The organism is Pseudoalteromonas aurantia (assembly GCF_005886875.1).
GTDB lineage: Bacteria > Pseudomonadota > Gammaproteobacteria > Enterobacterales > Alteromonadaceae > Pseudoalteromonas > Pseudoalteromonas aurantia_A.
Genome location: NZ_PNBY01000044.1, coordinates 1 through 22,233 on the forward strand (window position 1 = coordinate 1; position 22,233 = coordinate 22,233).

The window sequence follows — 22,233 nt, forward strand, 5'->3', positions numbered from 1 at the left end:
AGTTCATGATCTTGCCCTGCTAATTTAAGTGAATTTAACCCATATTTGTGGGCCACATTATCACGCATATATCATTTAGGCCTTGAATATTATTTAATTAGTTAAGATCTTTAAATAATTAAAACCAAACCCAATTAATTAATGAAAAATTTCATAAAAATAAGATTTTAGCCCATTTTAAAAAACAAAAAGTTAACACTCGTGACTTTTAAGATAATCAAGTGTACATTACTCAACTTAAATATTATTTATATGTTAAAAGTAGATACTTAGAAGAGTGTCATTTTAAAAAACTGGGGATTATAACTAACAAAAACCTTAAAAATCTTTGTGCTGCAGGCTATTTTTTAACAAAACTACAATGCTCACTTTATGCGTTTTTAATAGCCGGTTAGTGCTTATAAACCACTGTTCTCATCGTAATATTTGACTCAGATATATAAAAAGCACTTAATGTGCATACTTTACAATAACAAGGAAGAATAATGTTAAAAATGAAGAGCCTATCTAAAGCGTTTCTTACGGATGCAGTAAAAACGCAAGCGTTACATCCCTTCGATCTTACCATTGAGCAAGGTGAATTTGTCAGTGTCATCGGCCCATCAGGCTCAGGTAAAACAACCTTTTTAAATATTGCAGGATTACTCGAAGAACATTCGGACGGATTATATGAATTAGACGGGCAAGATGTTGCTCAATTTACCGATAAAAAAAAGTCAGCCTATCGAAACGAAAAAATTGGATTTGTATTTCAGAGTTTTAACCTCATTCCCGAACTCAACCTCTATGACAACGTCGATATGCCGCTACGTTATAGAAAGTTTAACCGTGATGAACGAGACAAGCGCATCATGCAAGCACTTGAACAAGTCGGGCTCGCAGGACGAAAAGATCATTACCCTACTCAGCTTTCCGGTGGCCAACAGCAACGCGTTGCTATCGCCCGAGCCATTGCGGGTACCCCTTCCGTTATTTTAGCCGATGAGCCAACCGGTAACCTCGACTCGAAAATGGCAGAAGGCATTATGTCATTACTTAAAGACATCAACGCTGCGGGCACAAGCATTATCATGGTGACTCATGATAATGAGCAAGCTGCTCAGGCAAAGCGTATTGTGCAAATCAAAGATGGGCACTTGTCTGAATACACCCAACAAAAAGCGATAGCATAAGGGTCATCAAGGATGTACTTTTATTATTTCAAACTAGCCCTGCTGAGCCTGCGCAAAACACCACTGTTAACCCTGTTAATGATCGCAATGATAGCAATTGGTATCGGTGCAACCATGACCACTTATACTATCAGTTATATGATGTCCAAAGACCCAATCCCCAGTAAAAGTGCTAACTTATACCAAGTTCAGCTTGATAGTTTAAATTATGAGTTTGCTGATAATGATATTTTGCCCAACACGATCGCATATCAAGACGTTCAAGCATTACTAAAATCGGATATACCAAAAAATCACGTTGCGCTAGGCGCTATTCAAACGGAGATTGGCTCTATTGATAATCCAAGTATAGAACGTCAAACTTTAGAAGTTCGTACAGCGACTAGCGACTTCTTTGCTATGTTTGAAGTGCCTTTTTTGCATGGTGCAGGCTGGAGCGAACAAGACGGCAAAGATGCAGCTCAAGTCGCCGTTTTAACGAAAGAAACTAACGGTTGGCTGTTCAATGGTGAGAACTCTGTTGGTAGAACCTTTTACTTTGGTAAAGACACCTATCGAGTTATTGGAGTATTAGACGACTGGAACCCACTTCCTAAGTACTATGAACTATCTTATGCGGCGTTTAAAAAACCGAATGGTGTATTTATCCCCTTCAATACACAAATTAAAAACGAACTCCTCACTTTAAAGTTGATAAGTAATTACTGTTGGAAAGAGCCGGACGATCAATCTTTTGCAGCTTTGCTCACATCAGAGTGTATGTGGATCATTTTTTGGGTAGAACTCTCCAATGCGCAAGACCGTGACCAGTATCAAGCATTTATTGATAACCATGCGAAAGAGCAGCAAGCACTGGGCCGATTCCCACGTCGTATTTTCAATAAGCTATTACCGTTAAAAGAGTACCTGACCGACGAAGAGATTGTAAGCGATGACAGTAAAATGGCCGTGTGGTTAGCAGCGCTGTTTTTACTTGTATGCTTACTTAATTGTATGAGCCTTATGATTGCTAAATTTGATGCCAAAGCGGGCGAAATTGGATTACGCCGCGCTGTTGGAGCAAGTCAAAATGATATTATCAAACAATTTGCAATTGAGTTGTCGGTCATAGGCCTAGCGGGTGGGTTACTTGGGTTATTATTTGCAAAACTTGGGCTCATGGCAGCAGCCAATACCTATCACTATTTACATTCAGGTTTGATGCAAATGAATAGCCAACTCCTTATGGGTACTGTGCTGTTGGCAGTTGTTTCGAGTTTACTATTTGGGCTTTACCCAATCACCAAAGCAAGTCGCATGCAACCCTCAAGCCAGCTGAAAAGCTTATAGGATATGAAAAATGCGTGATTTTTTACCTATCATAAAAACATTTAAAAAGAAAAAAACAGCCCCTATTCTATTGGCATTTCAAATTGCAGTGACCTTTATGGTACTAGTGAATGCCATTTATATGATTTCTGAGCGAAATGAGTTAATTGCCCGCCCTGTTGGAGTCGATATAGCAAATACTCTGAGTGTCATTACCAATTTGTCTGATGAACAAGGCGATTTAGTCAATCAATTAGAAGACGACTTAATTGCGTTAAAAAGTATTTATGGCGTTGTAAACGTAGCACCTATGACTGCACTCCCACTTGAAGGCTGGGGCTCTTACTTAGATGTTAGATTCGACCCAGATGAAGAATATGTGGCATCTAGCGGCTACTTTGGTTCAAACGAGGATGTGATTGACACTTTAGGGCTAAAATTGGTCGCGGGAGAAGGTTTTTCTGCTTCAGATATACAAACAACTGAGCTAAATGGAATACATAAATCAGCTAAAATACTTATTACCAAAGCCTTAGCGGAAAAAATATCTCCAGATGACTGGAGGGCAATACTCGGTAAAAGTATCTATTTCAATAAAGAGCCTCATGAGGTAATCGGCGTAATAGAGCGACTACAAAATGCATGGAGTTCTTGGAGTATGGTTGAATACACGGTTATTTCATCAGTACGTGAAACTAACCATAGCCAACGCTATGTAATTCGTGTAGAACCAGGTCAGATGGAGAATGTGATAAAAGCGATACCCGAGGTACTGCTCATACATGCTAATAAACGCATAGAAACGATTGAGCCACTAAGCGAAATAAAAAAGCGAAGTTATCAAGCTGATGTTGCAAATAACCAATTGCTAACATCAGTCTGTATTGGTTTAACCATCATTACCTTATTTGGAATTTTAGGGCAGGCTAAATTTACAATTAACAGAAGGATAAAACAAATTGGCACACGCCGAGCGCTCGGGGCCAGTCAATCTCAAGTGGTTGGTTACTTTATGTTAGAAAATGCCATCATATCAACAATAGGCGTCGTAATTGGAGTACTCGCCGCAATCATACTCAATAACCAATTTGTAGAGTTACTTTCAATCACTCCGGTACCTGTAAACTTTTTACTATTCGGTGCGGGTGCGATTGTATTACTGGGTCAATTAGCGGTAGCGTATCCGGTGAGTCAAGCAGCCAAAGTGTCACCTGCTATAACAACGAAAGGCTAATAGCCAAAGCCCCTATTGCCAAAAAAGCATAGGGGCAAGTTGTTTGTAAGCACTGTTAGTCAGCGTTAAATTGCCTTAGTTAATGCCTATACCACCACCCCTTCGTTACACCTACCGTGTTATAGGCGTTCTATATACTTTACGTAAATAAACCCGCGCTTACTTGACTGTAACATGCTCTTTTTTCTTCGCCTAAAGAAGCTGCCCTAATGCACATAGCTTAATTAAGAAAAGCGGTTCAGTGTTGGAATGGCCATAACAGCCGTATCATATTGGCAAAATCGACAAAACAAGATTATACTGTATATGTATACAGTAATTTAAGTGCGATTTTATGAAAGTTATTCCTATTAAGGCGCAAGCCGGTATTACAGGTTTTGAATCTCCGGCCTCTGAATACAAAGAGCTTGGGCTATCTTTAGATCAGTTGTTAGTTAAGCACCCGAACGCTACCTTTATTGGCCTCGCCTCTGGTGATTCTATGCAAGGCGTTGGAATTTTTGATGGCGATGTACTTGTCGTTGACAGAGCTGTAGCACCGCAGCAAAACGATGTGATCGTTGCCAACTACAACAATGAATTTGTGTGTAAGCTGCTAGATATTCAGCATCGAATTTTAAGGTCTGCCTCGCCTATTTATGCCCCTGTAAATATTGGTGATTGTGATAACTTTCAGCTAGAAGGCGTTGTTGTCGGGTCCGTACGCATGCATCGAAACAATTCAGAGCTCTTCAAATGTATGCGCTAGTTGATGCCACCTCTTTTTATGCGTCTGCAGAAAAGGTTTTTGATCCAACGATACGCAAAAAACCCGTTGTTGTGTTATCAAACAACGATGGCTGTATTGTTGCTGCTTCACCTGAAGCGAAAAATTTAGGGTTCCCCAAATTCGAGCCCTACTTTAAATTAAAGCATGTACTCAACAAACATGGCGTTGTTATTCGCTCATCTAATTACGAGTTATATGCCGACCTGTCTGAAAAAATGATGAACACAATTAACCAATTTAGCGATCAAAGCTATGTTTACTCGATTGATGAATCATTTTTAAAATTCGATGGCTACGCGTCTATTGTAGATAGTTGGTATAACTACGGGCACTTAATAAGACGAACAGTATGGCGTCGGACAAAGCTTCCCGTCGGCGTTGGATTTGGCCCCACCCCTACACTTGCAAAAGCAGCTAATCACGCCGCAAAAAAGTTTACCGATGCAACGGGTGTCGCAGTTATTCATGATGAAGTAACACGTCAAGAGGTGCTATCGCGTATGGACGTTAGCAATGTATGGGGTATTGGTCGGCGGCTAACTAAAAAGCTCGCATTAATGGGGATCAACACCGCGCTAGATTTAGCACAGCAAAGCCCAAAGCACATGCGCAGACAGTTTAGTGTGGTATTAGAACGAACCGTTGAAGAGCTTAATGGCCATCAGTGTTTAGAATGGGATCAGGTCAAACAGCGCAAAAAAGAGATTTATAGCACACGCAGCTTTGGAGAGCGGGTTACCGACCCTTCAGCGTTAAAGGCGGCATTGGTAACCCACTGCTCTATTATTGCCAAAAAACTCAGACAACAACACTCTCTTACAAAACGTATTATTGTTTTTGCTCACTCTTCACCCCACGAAGACGGGTTCTTTAAAAAATCATTTATACAATCGTTTCCTGTCGCATCAAGTGACAGCACGGTTTTGGCCAAAGCCGTCGAGCAAATTTTTGACAGCCTGTTTAAACCTGGAGTTAAATATTACAAAGCAGGAGTTGGCGCAATCGAACTAGAAGATGATAACTTTCAGCAAGCAGATATGTTTAACGGATCTCAAGACAAACCACAACTTATGAAGGTAATGGACCAGATAAATAAGCGATATGGTACGACCGCGGCGCGGTTAGGTAGCGAAGTGCAAAGTACTGGTTGGACAATGAAGCGGGAGTATTTATCTCCGAGATATACCACTCGCTGGGCAGATATTCCCACGATAAAATGTTAACCGTGGGACAGATTATTCACTGATTTAATTTACCGGCGGTGGTGTAATGGTTCCACCTCCAAAAACTGCAGATTATTACTCTTTGGATAAAGGCTTTATTCGCTTACCTCAAATAGGATTTCAAGATACAAAAACATTAGCAAATACATAAAACTAGCTCTATTACTGGCTTAAAATTAATATACCAAAACTAGAGGCTGTTGATGTATAAATTATCTTATTTTGGGGCTAATCTTTTTAATTAACTTAAATAAATTGAGGAGTACTAGGAGAGTTCCCCCCACGGGTCACATAAAGAATTGCTTCGGTATCACGTATGTTTTCAAAACGCCTAACGGAGCTGATTGGCGTTGTGAAGTTATCTCCCTCTGAAAGCTCTATGCTTTCATTGCCCACGGTGATTTTTACACTGCCCTTATGCACAAATATCACTTCTTCTTCTTGTCTTATATGCTCTGGTATTGACGCATTAGGCTGCATTTTTAATGCACGCATAACAAAGCCATGTGACCAACCTAATCTTGATGATTTAATGTGCTCATTTTTGTTCTCATCGCCAATTAAAGCGGCTTCTTCAACGCCTGCAAACTTTGATAAAACCGTATCATTTTGCCAATCAAATTCTGCACATCTGAGTATAATCGACTTTAACTCTTCACTTGTCACTACCCTATGTGATTCTATTTGCGCCTTTGTCGTCACTGACATGGGCTGCTTACCGGCAGGAATAGCTTCACCTTTTGTTTTATCTATTAGTGAGCCATCCGCCAGCAGAACTAATCCGTATTCTTTAGCCATGTCAAACACTGAGGGTGACCACAAAACACGACCAGGATCATCGCCCCCTAACACCGCATGAAGGTAACCTAAATCGTCTCTATTACCTTCTTTAATACCTTCAATACATTCAAAACCACGGAAAATATCAGTTGGGATAGAGATAACATCACCTGCTGCCAAAGCAACGTCACCATCATCTGCATTGACACCAGACATAAATCGCCATACCCCAGTATGAACAACAAAAACTTCCTCGGTTAAATGGCTATGTTGGGAGTTCAGACACCCTGCTGGTTGGCGCGCACCACCAATGTTAAAGCCATGTGGAATACTGATATGTACATGCTGCTCAGGATTTTCAGCAACCCCAGGGCCAATAATCGTAAAATTTTCTTTTTTATCAGAACCTGGGCTTCGGGTGTCAATAAAGGCACTGGTGCATGGAATAAGTGACTGATATCTCACAGCTCTGTTTTCAATTGTCATCGTCTTTGCTCCTGTCATTTATGTATTGATCCGGTTGGATTATTGGGCTGTCCAGCCACCATCCACTTTGATGCTTGTCGCTGTTACCATCGAGGCCAATTCACTCAGTAAGAACAAGCATGCATTTGCAACATCTTCAGTGGTTGCGAGTTTTTTCATGGGTATCATGTTGTAAACGAACTCTTTAAATTCTTCATTCTCTAACATAGGCTTGGTCATAGGCGTTAGAACAAATGTTGGACAGACTGAATTGACTCGTATTCCTAATGGGGCTAATTCAACGCCCATTGCTTTGGTCAAACCCTCAACTCCGTGTTTTGACATACAATAGAGCGTTCTGCCTGGCGATCCCACATAAGCCATTTGTGATGACATATTCACAATAGCGCCACCGCCTGCTTTTTTAATGGGTGTCAATGCCGCCTTCGCAGTGCGATATAAGCTCTTTAGATTGAGATCTAGTACGATGTCTAAATCTTCATCCGCTTGATCAAACATATTGGCAACTTTATTGGTGCCAACGTTATTGACCAAGCCATGCAATTCGTTGAGAGATAAAACCCGATCCAAAAAATGGGGTGAGGTAATGTCTTCTTGCCACACTTGAATATGCGAGGGATGTTCATTTTGTAAAGCAATGAGGTCAGCCTGAGTTCTCGCAACTGCGATCACTTGTGCGCCGCATTTGGCTGCCATTAAAGCACACGCCCTACCAATACCTTTGCCAGCCCCCGTAACTAAGACCGTTTTATTAGCCAATAAACTCGAACTAAACCCATTCATAAAACACCTCAATACTTTTGCATTCGAAGTCATTATTAAGTACGATGAATTCATAATCAAGAATTTTTGTTAATTTGTTCAATAAAAAAAACACCAGCAGGAGTCGATAATGATTAGATATATCAAGAAAGGGCCTACATTAGAGGAAAAAGCAGAGTCAAACAAAAAGGTGCAAAAAATCGTAGAAGATATTATCGCTGATATCGAAAAAAATGGAGATTCAGCAGTCAGATCTTACTCAGAAACCTTCGACAATTGGACTCCGAAGTCATACGGACTTTCAAAGTCAGAAATCAAGGCATGTTATGAGCAACTTGATGATCAAGTGATTGCTGACATTAAGTGGGCACAGCAGCAGGTACGCAATTTTGCACAAATACAACGAGACTCAATGAAAGATGTCGAAGTCGAAACTTTACCTGGTGTCACACTTGGCCATAAACATATTCCGATGGAATCAGTGGGCTGTTATGTACCAGGCGGCAAATATCCGCTCGTTGCATCTGCCCATATGAGTGTGGTAACAGCAAAAGTCGCAGGTGTAAAACGTGTGATTGCTTGTGCTCCCCCTTTTGATGGTAAACCTTCACCCGCTATCGTTGTTGCTATGGATTTGGCTGGTGCGGACGAAATTTACTGTTTTGGCGGCGTTCAAGCGGTTGCCGCAATGGCAATTGGCACAGAAACAATTGCACCGGTTGATATGATTGTCGGTCCAGGTAATGCATTTGTTGCTGAAGCTAAGCGTCAGTTGTTTGGTCGAGTTGGTATCGATCTCTTCGCTGGTCCAACAGAAACGTTAGTCATTGCAGATGACACCGTTGATGGAGAACTTTGTGCGGCTGATTTATTAGGTCAAGCTGAACACGGCCTAAATTCTCCAGCAGTGCTACTTACCAACAGTGAAAAACTTGCTAAAGACACGGAGTTAGAAATAGCACGACAGCTAACAATTTTGCCGACTGCTGAAGTGGCAGGCCAAGCTTGGCGTGACTTTGGTGAAATTATCGTTTGCGATAACCATGATGAAATGCTTCAAGTTGCAAATGAGCTGGCCTTTGAGCACGTTCAAGTTATGACTGAAAATATCGGATATTATAAAGACAATATGCAAAACTTTGGGGCTTTATTTCTTGGTCCCGAAACAAACGTATCTTATGGCGATAAATGTATTGGAACAAACCATACCCTTCCAACTAAAAAAGCAGCGCGTTATACTGGCGGCTTATGGGTCGGTAAATTCATCAAAACCTGTACATTCCAAAAGGTCACACAAGCAGCATCAGTTGTCGTAGGTAACTATTGCTCACGTTTATGTGCTGTTGAAGGCTTTGCTGGACACAAGGAACAAGCCGATATTCGCTTAAGAAGATACGAGAAATAGAGCATTGGACAAGAAAAAACGAGTTACCTCTTATGACGTAGCAAAGGCTGCAGGTGTATCACAATCTGCAGTTTCAAGGGTCTTTTTAAAAGGCCGTAGTGTGTCAAAGAAAACCAGAGAAAAAGTATTAACAACTGCCAATGAGTTAGGTTATAAACCTAATGCAATTGCCAGAATGCTAATCACTAAACGCTCCGGTATGGTGGCTGTGATCTTGTCCTCTCGCGCAAATATAAATTACCCTGAAGTGTTGTCTTTACTCAATAAACGGTTAGCAGAATGCAACGAGCGAGTATTGCTTTTTAATCTAGATGACTCTGAAGGGCTTGATGAAATCCTAGAGCAAATTTGGACTTTCCAAGTCGATGGTGTGATTGCCCTTGCAGCGCACTTCGATAATGAGAGTATTGAAAAATTTAAAGACCATAATATCCCAGTTGTTTTATATAATCGTGTCGTGCTAGGGCAAACTGCCAGCTCAGTATGTGTTAACCATGAACAAGGTATATTTCAACTCGTAACGCTATTAGACAAACAAGCACATAAAGATTACTTGGTGCTTGCAGGCCCGACTGAATCAGACGTTGCCAATGAACGCTTAGAGTGTGCAATAAAAGCTTTAAGTGCAAAAGGTCATAAAGATGTGCCTATTCTTTATGGTGACTACAGCTATGACTCAGGTAAGCAAGCATTCCATCAATGGATGAAAGATAACAAAGCGCCTACCGCGGTTGTGTGCAGTAATGATCCCATGGCCATTGGCGTGATAGACGAAGCTCGCCGCAATTGGGGACTGCGTGTACCAGAAGATCTATCTGTTGTTGGTTTTGATGGCGTTAGTGCTGTTGCTTGGCACAGTTACCAACTGACGACTGTTAAGCAACCGCTTGAATTGATGACAAAAGCAGCAGTCGATATCTTACTCGAGCAAATTGAAACCCCTGATAACCCCGCTCAGTTACGTGTATGGTCCGGCTCCTTAATAGAAGGTAATACCGTTGGCCCAGCAAATCCAAAAACATAAACCCACACTCGTTTTTTTGCCTGGTACGTTATGTACCAGCAAAATGTTTCAGCCCTTTTTAAACAGTGCGCATTATAATAGTGTTGTCATTGAATTCAGTACTGAAAACTCACTACTACACACAACGCAACGATTGAAAGAAACACTAGAAGATCAACCTGTAGTTTTAGTAGGTTTTTCAATGGGTGGCATCTTAGCTTTTGATTTTATTCGCCATTACCCTGACCAAGTTATTGGTTTATGCCTTTTAAACAGTAATTGTCATGAAGATTTACCAGGCAGAGAAGAAGGCCGAAATCAGCACATCGAAATAGCAGAAAAACAAGGAGTAACGTCGTTAATTCGGTCTGTTTATTTGCCCGTTTATTTTAAAAATACCCAATGCAACGAAGCTCAGGTAGTTGTCGATATGGCAAAAGACCTTGGTATAAATGTGCTAAAAGCACAGTTTAATATTTTATCGCAAAGGCCCAATTCTGAAAAATTGCTCAGTCAGTTTGATAAACCCAAACTGATCATTGGTGCCGAAAACGATATTCCCTGTCCTGTTGAACATCAAAAATATATGTCATTACTCGCACAAGATGCTGAACTACATATTATTAAAAATACAGGGCATTTTGCGCCCCTAGAAAAGCCTTACGAAATCAAACACATTATTGAACAATGGGTGGAAACGTATTATGACTAGTTTTAAATGCGCTTTATCTGAGCAAAAGCCTTTATTAGGCACTTTTTTAAAAACACCACATCCGCATAATACTGAAGTGATTTCAAAACTGGGCTTTGCCACAATCTGCTTAGACGCAGAACACGCCCCTTTTGAACGGCACGCTCTTGATGTATGTATTTTGGCGGCAAAGGCAAATAATCAGCATGTTATCGTTAGGCTGCCTAATGATCATCATGATACCGTTCTAAATGCATTGGATTTAGGTGCCGATGGCATTGTGATACCGCATATTAAAACTGCTCAGCAGCTAAAGAGAATAATTAAACAGAGTTATTTTGGAAATAATGGTCGTGGCTATGCAGGCTCAACAAGAATGGCTGGTTACACCACAAATAGCATACAAGACAATTTACAACATAATAAATTAAACACCAGCATTATTGCTCAGATTGAAGATTTAGATGCACTTGATGATCTGGATGCAATATGTAGTGTTGATGGCGTAGATTGCTTATTTATTGGCCGCATGGATCTCACTGTTGCTTTGGGGGAAACCGACCCCAATGCACCTAAGGTAATTCAAACAGTTGAGCAAATTGTAAATACAGCCAATAGACACAATGTGACTACAGGTATGTTCATCGCTAATTTAGCTGAACTAGAGCACTGGATAGACAAAAAGGTCTCTTTGTTTTTGCTTGGCTCTGATCATGGTTTTATGATTTCTGGTGCAAAACAACTACAAAATCGTTTTACCGAAGCTGTAAAAAATACCGTTGAAGCTCAGTAATCCCACATTCATACGACAGCTTGGGCTCCTCAATAAACTGAGGAGCTAACTGTAATCTCGCTCAAAAAACCTAACAATTACAAAGAGACATAGACACAGCCGATAAACTTACCTACAAGAATACAAAACATTTCACTGCGTATTTTACACAACTCTATTTACAATATACCTTCTACAAAATGGCCGCGATAAAAAAACGATTCAATCCCAGTCAAGTCATAGCTGTGTGTACACAACGCTCATTTATATGCATGTGATTAAACACACAAGCAGAGCATTGCATATCCTATGCGTTATACAAACACGTCGAGCTAAATCAAATTGATGGGGTATGCCGGTTGAAATGAGTCAAAAGAAGAATTTAAATACCATTAATAATAAAAAGCTAAGTAGATACCCACTTAGCTTTTGCAAAATAACGTTTCAAGATAAAATCAGTAATGAGCTACATGAAAGTATATTTAAAGCTGGCTCCCCATATTCTAGGGTTATTCCAGTTTGCCTGGACAGAGTTGGCTGGCGCACCATTCACAATTTGTGAATGCACAACACCACGGGTCAATACTTGCTCATCACCTACATTTTGTACAAAGAAATCCAACTGAATATTATCATTGATAATATAAGTCAATCGGGCATCAATAATCGCATGCGCATCTACTTTAACTTCATCAATATTGGTATCAAAGGCATAGTAATCATCTGAGTACTTAATCGAGATGTGCGGTATCAAATAAGCGTCATTACCTAACTCATATTCATAAGTGGCCGCTAAGCCCAACGTATATTCAGGTGACATAGCTGGACGCCATCCCTTAAAACTAAATTGACTGTTATTGTCATTCACATCCTGACGACCATTTAGGTTACCCAGCCCTAGTAAGGGTCTTAACTCAGAGTTACCGACTGCATAATCATCCGAAAATGTAGAATCTAAATAAGCCAACGATGCCGAGATTGATAACGCATCAACTGGATACCATTGAATTTCTACTTCAGCCCCTAACGACTCGACTGCGCCCCCATTTTCATAATATTCAAATGTTGTTTGAGTGCCTTCGGCAACACATTGTAATATTGTTTGACCAGAAGTTGTGTCGTTACAGGCAACCGCAAATAGTTGTGCTTTAACGTCGTCGTATTCATTAATGAATGCAGAGGCATTAAAACGCATAGCACCTTCAAGTAGCATTGTTTTTAAACCGACTTCATAAGAGATAACCTCTTCATTATCGTAAAGAGGCTCAGCACCTCGAGAGACAACACGACCGTCATTTGCACCTCCCGTTCTATACCCTGTTGCAGCACTTGCGTAAATCATACTGTCATTTGATACATCGTATTCAATGGCCGCTTTCCATAAAACGGCTGAGTCACCCCAATCAGGAATACTTTCACCCGTAAAGGTTTTTTCATCTTTGTTGTAACGTAAGCCGCCAACCAGTCGCAATTCATCTGAGACTTGGTAACGTAACTGACCAAAAATAGCAATTGAATCAACGGTATGCGGGTCATAATCAGGATTTCCCCAGCTCGGCACACTGACACTGTCTGCCACGCCATCCCCTGTCGTATCTTCTCGCCATAACCAAGACCAGTCAGCTTCTTGATCGTAATAATATAATCCAGCTATCCACTGTAATGGGCTGTCATAATTTGATGAAAATTGCAGTTCAGTTGAAAAGTTCTTTTGATCATCTTTTCGACCAAAGCCACCGACAAAATCTAGCCCACCATCGCTATAATCATTGTCATAAAATTGTGTGCCCGATAATTTTGAGTAATTTGTGGTCCACTTAATGTCAGCAATATCATTGCCATAATATTCAAGTATCGTTGTGGCTGAAAAGGTTTCCTGTTTATCCAAAGAGAATGCATTACGATAAACATCGTAAGGACCTTTATCGTTTCTTTGCGCATTCGCTGGTTGATAAATGTGGCCAGGCGTTACAGTTGCATTAGGATTAAAAACACCGGAACCAGGTGATGTTTCAGATATCTGATAACCTGCTATTTGTTGATAACCCCATATTGCTTCAGAATTGGCATCTTTATTTGAGTAATCGAAACGTACCGTAAAGTTAAAATCTTCACTGGGTTCATAACGGGTAACCGAACGCGCATAAAATTGATTTTTTTCTCTTAAATCATCAGATGGGCCTGATAATACGTGGTTTTCTATCAAACCATCATGGCGGTCAGATGCAACGACAAAGCGAGTGGCAATATCATCCGAAATTGGTAAGTTCAGCACGCCTTCGTAAGCACTGCGATTATATGCGCCTGTGGTGATTTTTAAATGGCCTTCTAATGAGTCAATGACTGGCTGCTTAGTAATAACATTGATACTGCCCGCAAATGTATTTCTGCCGTATAAAGTACCTTGTGGTCCACGAAGCACTTCTATTCGTTCAATATCAACAAAAGCTCCCAAGCCAGCGGTGGTGGTTGGCACATAAATACCATCTTGAAAGATGCCAACCACTTGCTCAGCAATACCGGTTCCTGCAACACCGACTTCATTGGTTCTAGCGCCTCGCATAGCAGGTCGAACTTCACCGCCCGAGCTGCCAACTTTTAGGCCTGGCACAACACTTTCCAAACCGGTGATATCGACAATACCTGCACGTTCAATGGCTTCATCACCCACCGCTGTAATAGAAGACGATACCTCTTGCAAACTTTGCGCTTGACGGTTAGCGGTAACAATAATTTGCTCGATGCTGCCTTTTTTTTCAGTTTTCGGTGTTTCTTTGTCATCGTCAGCAAAGGCAATAGGAATACATAAAGCGTTTGCTACTGAGATTGAAATAATGGCCTTAGAAAATCTTTTAATCGAAACTGGCTTCATGGTGTCCCCCTACTTGCTACTTTGCCACAAGCTTGTTTGTTGATGAATATTTTATTTATAAGTGTACTTTTTATGAACACTTTTATTTGTACTTCGGAATCAAAAACAAGTCAATTAAAAAACAACTTAAAATTAATTTAAATTCTTTATAACTTTTTAACTCTCACATATAAACATTAAAAACAACAAGTTAACCAAAAGCAGGCTAACACCAAAATGGAGTGACTTCGAAATCAAATATTGATTTTAAGAGTGAAACTAATTTTCACTTTGAATTTTTATAGTATGGAGGGATCAAGGTTAGGCGCTCCAATTGAATGAAGCGCATTGCGAGATAACACGGATTATTGATTATTACGTGCTTTATTAAACTCCCTCATACGTGCTAATACATCAACGCCCAATTGCATATAAACAGAAAGCAGATCGATAAGGACCCAGTTCTCCCTAATTAAACTGCCTTCTAATCGCCAAAAATCGAGACTGCGCATAGTAACTTTTTGTCCGCCAGGTGCAATGCCTAACCAGCCTGAACCACTGACAGTCATAGTCATTCCAGGCCAAGCTGTAAAGCCCACATAACTGTTATCAGCAAATGCATGTCCTAAATGCGGATCACCAACTCTATCTGGTAAGCCATTTAAAAAAGGGATCTGATGCCAATTTCTAAAGCCATTTAATGTTCTCGCTGTACCAATACCCGATGGGCCATACCAAGAGCACTTTGGATGCCAATATTTTTCTAATTGCATGGCCTTAACACCACCAGCGGCGTAGTTACCTAACGCATCACACATATTAACAACCGTCTTTAGAGCCTTATGTGTCAAGCCTTTCTCTTGCTCAACCAAGCTTATGCCATCTAATGTTGCAGGACCGGGGACGTGCCATTCCCTGCCCAAGCTGGGTACCATGGGCCAAGCATTGGCTTGCATCATCAGTTCTGGAATATCCCAAATTGCTTGAAATTCGCATACTTTCCCCTTGTCGAATTTATAAAACTCATGGAATCTCATCGAGACCATATGACCCGTTGGTGGTATGTCTAAAAAAGGCTTTGAGAAAGTGCCACAATAATAACCACATGCGCCGACCCAACTAGCTCCTTGTTCAGTCTCACCTGCGATAATAATGGTATCACGCCGCTCTAGATCATCGATTGATTGACTAAGAGGCAGAATGGCCTGCTCAAATAACGATTTAGGACCATACATTGTCTCAAATGGGTAACACAGTTGAACTTTAGCGTCTGTTGAAAATAGATGGTTTAATGCAACCTGAACGTTTTCAGGTTCAAAATTGTATTGAGTTTGACTGAGCTCATAAATGCATTGCTTATTATCTAAGTGTGTACAAGACATAAATCCAGCCTTCTTAATTTACTGTTGGGTTTAAAATACACGCGGTGCGTGCCAAGATATCAACCCCCTGTTGCTTCAGCCAATAAGGAATATCCATAAACACCCAATTCTCAAGTAGTTTGTCGCCAGAGCGGTAATATACGTCCACAATGCGCATATCTGCACGGGTGTCACCACTGGGAAGTCCTAAAAAACCACCTTTTGACTTGTTAGTTAGGTTTGGCCAACCAAAAAAGCAAGCAAATTTACCCTCTGCAAAACGACAAACATGGCCATTAAACACTTTGTCATGAAGGCCCTCTCTAAATGGATACATATGTTGTTCTTGATAACGAGCAATCGTGTAAGTTGCACCAATCCCTGCCGGTCCATACCAAACCATGTCATCATGCCAATTCTTCTGCATCACTTCAGGACCGGCTCGATCATTGCACGTTTGGTTTAATATGCTTAAATCTTCGATCATGGTATTGAGTACCTTGAGTGTTATTTTTGCTTCATTGGGGTCATGCTCTTCAAATAACAGTCCATCATGGTGTCTTGGCCCAAAATAAACAGACGCAGATCCTGTTTGGGGAGGCAAAGGATTACACCCTGCTTGTTGCATCAAACCGATAATATCAAGCCATAAACCAGTTTTGGTAATTTTGCCATTCTCAACACAATTGAATTCAGCATAGCGCAGCATCACAAGCTTGCGATTTGCTTTGATCCCCAGCCAATCACAATCAAATAGCCCCATAAAGTGACCCATGCTCATAACCCAGTTTTCACCACTAATCTCATTTTCACCCGCCATAAATATATCTTCACGACGTTGTAAATTTGAAAATGATTCAAGCAAAGGTTGCCATACCTTGTCAGCTACCTCGTTTTTACATGACAAATGATTAAAGGGATAAACACCATAAAATTGATATTCGTCAGCTAAAAACTCTTTTTGAATATTTTTTACACCTTTTTTTGAAGCTTGCTCCATCGCTTTAAAGTAATTAATAATTAATGACTTTTCGGCTTGATAACTGCTCATAATTTCTCCCCATTTGATTTGTATTATTGTATTTATGACTTAGAATGTATTTACTATTGACTTCGAAGTCAATATGATGAAATTATCAAAACAAATAAAAATAACTAAATATTCAGGATTAGAGGCAAGATTATGATTGAGTTTGGGGCGCTAAACTGGGGAATATTGATAACTTACATTATTGCCAACCTGTTATTAGGACTAGTCATCGGTAAAAAAATTAAAACCGATGAAGATTTCTATATAGGACAAAAAACAACGCCTTGGTGGGCAATTGGCATATCGGTCATTGCAACCTATGTCAGCGCAATGACATTCTTGGGCGCGCCAGCTTGGGCTTATAATGAAGGCTTAAGTGTCATTGCCATTCATCTAAATTATCCCCTTGTCATTATGGCCGTGATCATTTTCTTTTTTCCATTTTTCTACAATGCCGGCGTTGCCTCTATTTATGAATATCAGGAAAAGCGCTTTGGAAAACGTGCCAGAGCATTGATCTCTTCACTTTGGCTAATATCTCAAACCATGTCTTCGGCTGCTGTACTGTATGCCACTTCCGTCGTACTCAGTTTTATCACTGGGATTGATGTTATCGCAGCCATTTTTATTGTGACGCTAATTGCGCTTATTTATACCGTATTAGGTGGCATTACCGCTGTTATTTGGACGGATGTAGTGCAGTCTGTCATTTTATTTACAGGTGCGGGGATCATTTTTTATGCCCTTGCCCAAGAAAGTAGCTTTTCTATCATGGATGCGTTAACACAGCTAAAGTCAGAAGGTAAATTAAACCCACTCAACATGGATTTTGACTTTACAGCGACCAGTACAGTATGGAGTGGCGTGATTGCCATGGCGCTTTATCACACCACGGTTTACGGAACCAATCAAATGATGGTGCAAAGAACTTTAGCGGCTAAAAATATCGGTGACGCTAAAAAATCATATCTACTGATGGGTTTTGTTGCTTTCTTTATTTACTTTTTCTTTATCATTCTCGGGGTACTATTTTACGCCTATTACCAAGGTAAACCTTTCGAAAATGACAATACCATTATCTTGCAGTTTGCATCAGATTACGGCATGCCCGGCCTGATGGGGATCATTGCGGCAGCGGTGATGGCTGCGTCTATGTCAAGTTTAGACTCTGCATTTAACTCCCTTTCAACAGTCACCACCATCGATTTTTATAAAAAATATTTCAAACAAGGTAAAAGTGAAGCGCACTATTTAAAAGCATCTCGTTTATTTACGCTACTTTGGGCGGTGATTATTATTTTCCCTGCCATTTTATATCACTTGCATAGTTCAGGTTCTATTTTAGAGGTACTCAGTAAGGTTGGATCGTATTTTGTGGGCGCGCAACTAGGCATGTTTGTCCTAGGGTTCTTTTTTAAACAAGCCACAGAAAATGGCTTATTAGTTGGAACAGGTACTGGCTTTGTGGTGGTTGCCGCAGTCGCAATAGGCACAGATATCGCTTGGCCTTGGTATTGTCTAATTGGTGCTGGCACAAATATTTGTATAACGCTCATTGCTAGCCGCATATTAGACGGCAAACAGCATACTCTCTCTGAATATACTGTTAAAGGCCAAATCAAAAAGTTTGCCGATGAGGGCTGGGCTGAAAAAGAGCATGGCTGGTATCGCTTACCTGGCAAAATAGATCCCATTAACTACTGGTTATTTGCTTTCTTTATCGCCACTTTACTCTTTCTATCTTCCTTACAATACTTAGTTTAAGAGGAAAAATGATGTCAATAATCACACATTTTTACAATGCATTAAAAGGCCAAGGTAATTTAAATGAGCTTGCCATGGATAATATGAGACTCAATGCCTCTTATCCTATCAACGAGTTACACGGGATCAATGAGGTTTCATTAGGCTATTGGCAACATTTACAACAGGCTTTACCTGATATTGAAAGAAAACCGATGATTGAGTTTTCAAGTGACTATCAAGGGGCACAGTGGATCGCTGCAACAGGCTACTTTATAGGCACGTTTAGTAATCACTTATTTGACATCCCTGCTACGCATAAAACGCTCTATTTGCGGTTTACTGAACTGGTAAAGCTAGAACAAGGCAAAATTGCCGATTACTTCATCATTTTAGACTTCCTCGATGTGATGAATCAAGCAGGTGTAAACCCTTTGAGGAAAAGCTTAGGTCATGATGGTTTAATCATGCCTCCCAGCACAATGGATGGCTTGAACCCCGTGTCTAGTTCAACTGAGTCAGCTGACATAACAGAAAAGCTTGTTATGGATATGCTAGATGAATTAGGCAGATTCGATGGAAAATCATTAGAAAGCATGCAACTTAATAAGTTTTGGCATAACGATTTTATGTGGTACGGACCAGCAGGTATAGGTACAACTCGAGGCATAAAGGGCTTTAGAAAGCATCATCAGGGCCCATTTGTATTTAGCTTTCCAGATAGAGCCGTTGATAACAAGGCAACCATAATTAAAAAAGGGCACTATGTCGCAACTGGGGGTTGGCCGCATATGCATGGTTCTCACTTATCAGGTGGCTGGCTGGGCCTGCCTCCAAGTGGTAAAAACCTTGAACTCAGAGTCATGGACATTTGGCGTCGAGAAGGAAACAAATTAAAGGAAAACTGGGTTGGAATAGACATCATCCATATGTGCAAGCAAATGGGCCTAGATGTTTTTGAAATGATGAAGTTAAGCAACAATTTATAGTTTTCTTTAACTCAAAATGACTTCGAATTCAACACATAAAGAAAAGATAGTAAATTATGACTCAAAATAAGATCACCCAAGTCTATTGGAAAGACATCTCTGAATTGCTGGCACCAACAGGCCCAAAATCGCAAAAAATGACTGGGTTTGATGAGGAATTTATCGACATTGTCGATTACATTATTCGCATAACACATAGAATATGGGAACAGAAAAACATCGGTCTTTGCTTAGATTACTATGCGCAATATTGTCCTGTGCATACGTTGGGCAGCTACTCAGATCAGGTAGATACCATTGTCACTAATACGCTAAAAACCATTGGTGCCTTCCCTGATCGCTCTTTGATTGGCGAAAACGTAATTTGGCGAGAGCTCGGTGAACAAGATGGTTATTACTCTTCTCACCGCATAACAAGCATTATGACCAATAAAGGACCTTCGGAATTTGGCTCTGCTACGGGTAAAACTGGCAGAGTGACAACCATTGCCGACTGTGTGTGCTTTGAGAACAAAATCGTCTATGAATGGCTCATGCGAGATAACAGCTTCCTCATTAAACAGCTAGGAATTGAACTGATTGACGCAGCCAAACACTTTGCGACATTTAAAGCGCCAGATGAATTTTACAAATGGCGTAAAAATGAAATAAACAGGATTAGAAAACAAGAACTAACAGACCATCAATGGCACACACCGATTGATAAAACCATGGCCGATTTTGCATCTCAATGGCTAGATACCTTCTTCAATCGAAAAGATTACGGACCTATTTCACAGTTCTACCACCTCAATGCGAAAGTGCAATGGCCTGGTGGGGTTGAGTCAGTCGGTATTACAGGTATCAGAGGCGTATTTATTCAGTGGTTAGCACAGTGTCCTGATGCTTTGGCAACATGTGATCATATTGCCATCACGCCCTTTGAGGATAAGGGATTCGACATTGCCATTAGATGGTCTTCGATTGGTCGCTTTTTAGCCACAGAACCACTATTTTCAACTTACAATGGTCAAGATTTTTTTATTTTGGCAGCCACACACTTAAGAGTAATTTCAGGAAAAATCCAACAAGAATGGACTGTATTTGATGAAGTTGCTGCTTATGCAAACCTTATTCGTGATCATGACATTCAGCAAAGGGGTGAACCATGCTAACTACTTTTATAAATACAATTACCAAAGGTGATGTAGCTGGACTTCAGCATAAATTACTGCATTCAACGTGTTGGTCTCAGCATTTACATAAAGCATATGGTGCGGGTCAGATAAAAAACCGACTTATTTGCCTATTTCAACAATTTGGTAAATGCACCATTGAAGAATCATTTGAATTAAAATCTGACAATGAACATATTATTTGTCTAAGTATAAAACCTGAAAAAGCCCAATCGTCAGTACATTATATATTATGGCTTGAAACTAACGGGCAAGTGATAAAATCAATTGATGCGATGCTTGATACTATGAAACTGGACTGTATCAACAAACACTCTAAAAAAACAATCTTAAATACACTGCCGACCCCTGATGCCTTTATTTTACATGATTATGATCAGCAAAATCACCTGCAATGCGAATTGGTAACACCGACAAACATTGCAAATATATCAGACAAGCTAGCATCATTGCTTGATGCATGGTGGTCTATATGGAGCGCTGCCCAGTTATCTAAAATAGACAGCATATACGAGAAGCAAGCCAACATTATTTTATCCGGCCATGAAGATGCGATTAAACCCTCAGCATTATTTGAATTTATTATGAATAAATACGCTCATTTATCTCGCATTTTTTGTCAAATAGAAAAGGTGATTGTCGATAAAGGCAAAGTCGCTGTGAAGTGGTATCTAGATGGAGACGAAAACGGTAAACGAATTAGAGTGCCATACGTATCTATCTTGTCGTTTAAAGAGGGGAAAATCAATCAAGATATTACCATCGCTGATTTATGTGCTCACAAAAAACGATACCCAGAATCTGATTTATATCGCCATTGCTAGAGGCTGTCTTCAAGTTCACGTTACAGTAGTGTGATCGATATTTACATGCAACACTTCAATTTTGGCAGCTGAATGTTGCCATTTCGGGCAAGTATATGGACTTTACAATGCAAAATACTTAAAAATAAATACAGTACTAGCGTAAACGACTGACAATCTGTCATCTAAAAAATACGTCTTTTTCTCGTTAAATTATAACAAAGATCCTGTTCCTTCGTGGCATATGCATAATGGCTTTTTCTCTGCAACCTCTTCATAGCAACTGTGAGTTTCACCCGCACCATCACTTAGCCAAATATCTCATGATAATACTCCCTATTTTCAGTAGTACATACATGCAGTGAAAAGTCGCCTTTACTTATAATCAGCTTGTAAAGTCACTCGGTTTAAGTGTTTTTACACATCATTTAACATTAGCCTAGTTCCTATTTTGATTCAATCGTTTAGTAACTTTCTATTTTGATTTTCAGTATGTTCTTTAAGGGAAGTTTTATCGTTCTTAACGGCGAACTTTTATGGTTTTATCTTAAGACACAAGCAACTTGACCGCTTCTCTTTTTGCGACATGGCACAAATATATACTGCACCGCGGGTGTTACCCCTTGAAAAACATATTATATGCCCTGATTAAAGCTTTACTCTTTTAAATTGAGCT

General features: G+C 40.2%; 18 protein-coding genes. 13 read left to right on the plus strand and 5 right to left on the minus strand.

Annotated features, from left to right (window positions below; all coding sequences use genetic code 11):
* The first annotated feature begins 485 nt into the window (after positions 1-485).
* The 5 genes from CWC18_RS09750 (at position 486) to CWC18_RS09770 (ending at position 5,706) form a co-directional block, all read left to right on the plus strand.
* Entirely contained in the window at positions 486-1,172 is a 687-nt protein-coding gene (locus CWC18_RS09750; protein WP_138593685.1) for an ABC transporter ATP-binding protein, read from the plus strand.
* Positions 1,173-1,184: 12 nt separating this feature from the next.
* Positions 1,185-2,501 (plus strand): ABC transporter permease, encoded by a 1,317-nt coding sequence (locus CWC18_RS09755; protein ID WP_138593686.1) that lies wholly within the window; start codon positions 1,185-1,187, stop codon positions 2,499-2,501.
* A 10-nt stretch (positions 2,502-2,511) separates the two neighbouring features.
* The gene (locus CWC18_RS09760) at positions 2,512-3,714 is read left to right on the plus strand and encodes an ABC transporter permease (RefSeq protein ID WP_138593687.1); all 1,203 of its coding nucleotides are present in this window, start codon (positions 2,512-2,514) and stop codon (positions 3,712-3,714) included.
* Between the two features lie 334 nt (positions 3,715-4,048).
* Positions 4,049-4,462 carry a LexA family protein gene (locus CWC18_RS09765; RefSeq protein WP_138593688.1) on the plus strand — a complete coding sequence of 138 codons (414 nt, stop codon included), beginning with the start codon at positions 4,049-4,051 and terminating at the stop codon, positions 4,460-4,462.
* Complete coding sequence (locus CWC18_RS09770; protein ID WP_138675169.1) at positions 4,450-5,706, plus strand: Y-family DNA polymerase; 1,257 nt, start codon at positions 4,450-4,452, stop codon at positions 5,704-5,706. The genes CWC18_RS09765 and CWC18_RS09770 overlap by 13 nt, the downstream gene beginning before the upstream one ends.
* Before the next feature lie 246 nt (positions 5,707-5,952).
* Here the strand turns inward: CWC18_RS09770 and CWC18_RS09775 are convergent, their stop codons facing one another.
* Positions 5,953-6,972, minus strand: coding sequence for a cupin domain-containing protein (locus tag CWC18_RS09775; RefSeq protein ID WP_138675170.1), 1,020 nt, complete (start codon positions 6,970-6,972; stop codon positions 5,953-5,955).
* A 39-nt stretch (positions 6,973-7,011) separates the two neighbouring features.
* A complete protein-coding gene (locus CWC18_RS09780) occupies positions 7,012-7,755 on the minus strand; it encodes an SDR family NAD(P)-dependent oxidoreductase (protein WP_138593691.1) in 744 nt (247 codons plus the stop codon).
* A gap of 109 nt (positions 7,756-7,864) precedes the next feature.
* Between CWC18_RS09780 and hisD the strand changes: the two genes are divergently transcribed.
* Genes hisD through CWC18_RS09800 form a run of 4 tightly spaced genes read left to right on the plus strand, consistent with a single transcriptional unit; the run spans position 7,865 to position 11,626 of the window.
* Complete coding sequence (gene hisD / locus CWC18_RS09785) at positions 7,865-9,139, plus strand: histidinol dehydrogenase (RefSeq protein WP_138675171.1); 1,275 nt, start codon at positions 7,865-7,867, stop codon at positions 9,137-9,139.
* Positions 9,140-9,143: 4 nt separating this feature from the next.
* A complete protein-coding gene (locus tag CWC18_RS09790) occupies positions 9,144-10,163 on the plus strand; it encodes a LacI family DNA-binding transcriptional regulator (RefSeq protein WP_138593693.1) in 1,020 nt (339 codons plus the stop codon).
* Entirely contained in the window at positions 10,138-10,854 is a 717-nt protein-coding gene (locus CWC18_RS09795; RefSeq protein ID WP_138675172.1) for an alpha/beta fold hydrolase, read from the plus strand. The genes CWC18_RS09790 and CWC18_RS09795 overlap by 26 nt, the downstream gene beginning before the upstream one ends.
* Positions 10,847-11,626 carry an HpcH/HpaI aldolase family protein gene (locus CWC18_RS09800; protein ID WP_138593695.1) on the plus strand — a complete coding sequence of 260 codons (780 nt, stop codon included), beginning with the start codon at positions 10,847-10,849 and terminating at the stop codon, positions 11,624-11,626. Before CWC18_RS09795 ends, CWC18_RS09800 begins: the two co-directional genes overlap by 8 nt.
* Positions 11,627-12,071: 445 nt before the next feature.
* On the opposite strand, the gene CWC18_RS09805 is transcribed toward CWC18_RS09800, so the two are convergent.
* The 3 genes from CWC18_RS09805 to CWC18_RS09815 all read right to left on the minus strand — a co-directional run bounded on the left by CWC18_RS09805 (position 12,072) and on the right by CWC18_RS09815 (position 16,868).
* A complete protein-coding gene (locus CWC18_RS09805; protein ID WP_138675173.1) occupies positions 12,072-14,477 on the minus strand; it encodes a TonB-dependent receptor in 2,406 nt (801 codons plus the stop codon).
* Positions 14,478-14,821: 344 nt separating this feature from the next.
* On the minus strand, positions 14,822-15,838 hold the full coding sequence (locus tag CWC18_RS09810) for an ester cyclase (protein WP_138675174.1): 1,017 nt from the start codon (positions 15,836-15,838) through the stop codon (positions 14,822-14,824).
* 13 nt (positions 15,839-15,851) lie between these two features.
* Positions 15,852-16,868: an ester cyclase gene (locus CWC18_RS09815; protein ID WP_138593698.1), complete on the minus strand. Its 1,017-nt coding sequence runs from the start codon at positions 16,866-16,868 to the stop codon at positions 15,852-15,854.
* 132 nt (positions 16,869-17,000) lie between these two features.
* On the opposite strand from CWC18_RS09815, the gene CWC18_RS09820 reads away from it, so the two are divergent.
* From CWC18_RS09820 to CWC18_RS09835, 4 genes are read left to right on the plus strand one after another with little or no spacing between them, the layout of a single operon-like run.
* The gene (locus CWC18_RS09820; RefSeq protein WP_138593699.1) at positions 17,001-18,611 is read left to right on the plus strand and encodes a sodium:solute symporter family transporter; all 1,611 of its coding nucleotides are present in this window, start codon (positions 17,001-17,003) and stop codon (positions 18,609-18,611) included.
* An 8-nt stretch (positions 18,612-18,619) separates the two neighbouring features.
* Complete coding sequence (locus tag CWC18_RS09825) at positions 18,620-19,579, plus strand: ester cyclase (RefSeq protein WP_249930096.1); 960 nt, start codon at positions 18,620-18,622, stop codon at positions 19,577-19,579.
* Between the two features lie 56 nt (positions 19,580-19,635).
* A complete protein-coding gene (locus CWC18_RS09830; protein ID WP_138675175.1) occupies positions 19,636-20,733 on the plus strand; it encodes an ester cyclase in 1,098 nt (365 codons plus the stop codon).
* Entirely contained in the window at positions 20,727-21,578 is an 852-nt protein-coding gene (locus CWC18_RS09835) for a nuclear transport factor 2 family protein (protein WP_138675176.1), read from the plus strand. Before CWC18_RS09830 ends, CWC18_RS09835 begins: the two co-directional genes overlap by 7 nt.
* Positions 21,579-22,233 lie beyond the last annotated feature (655 nt).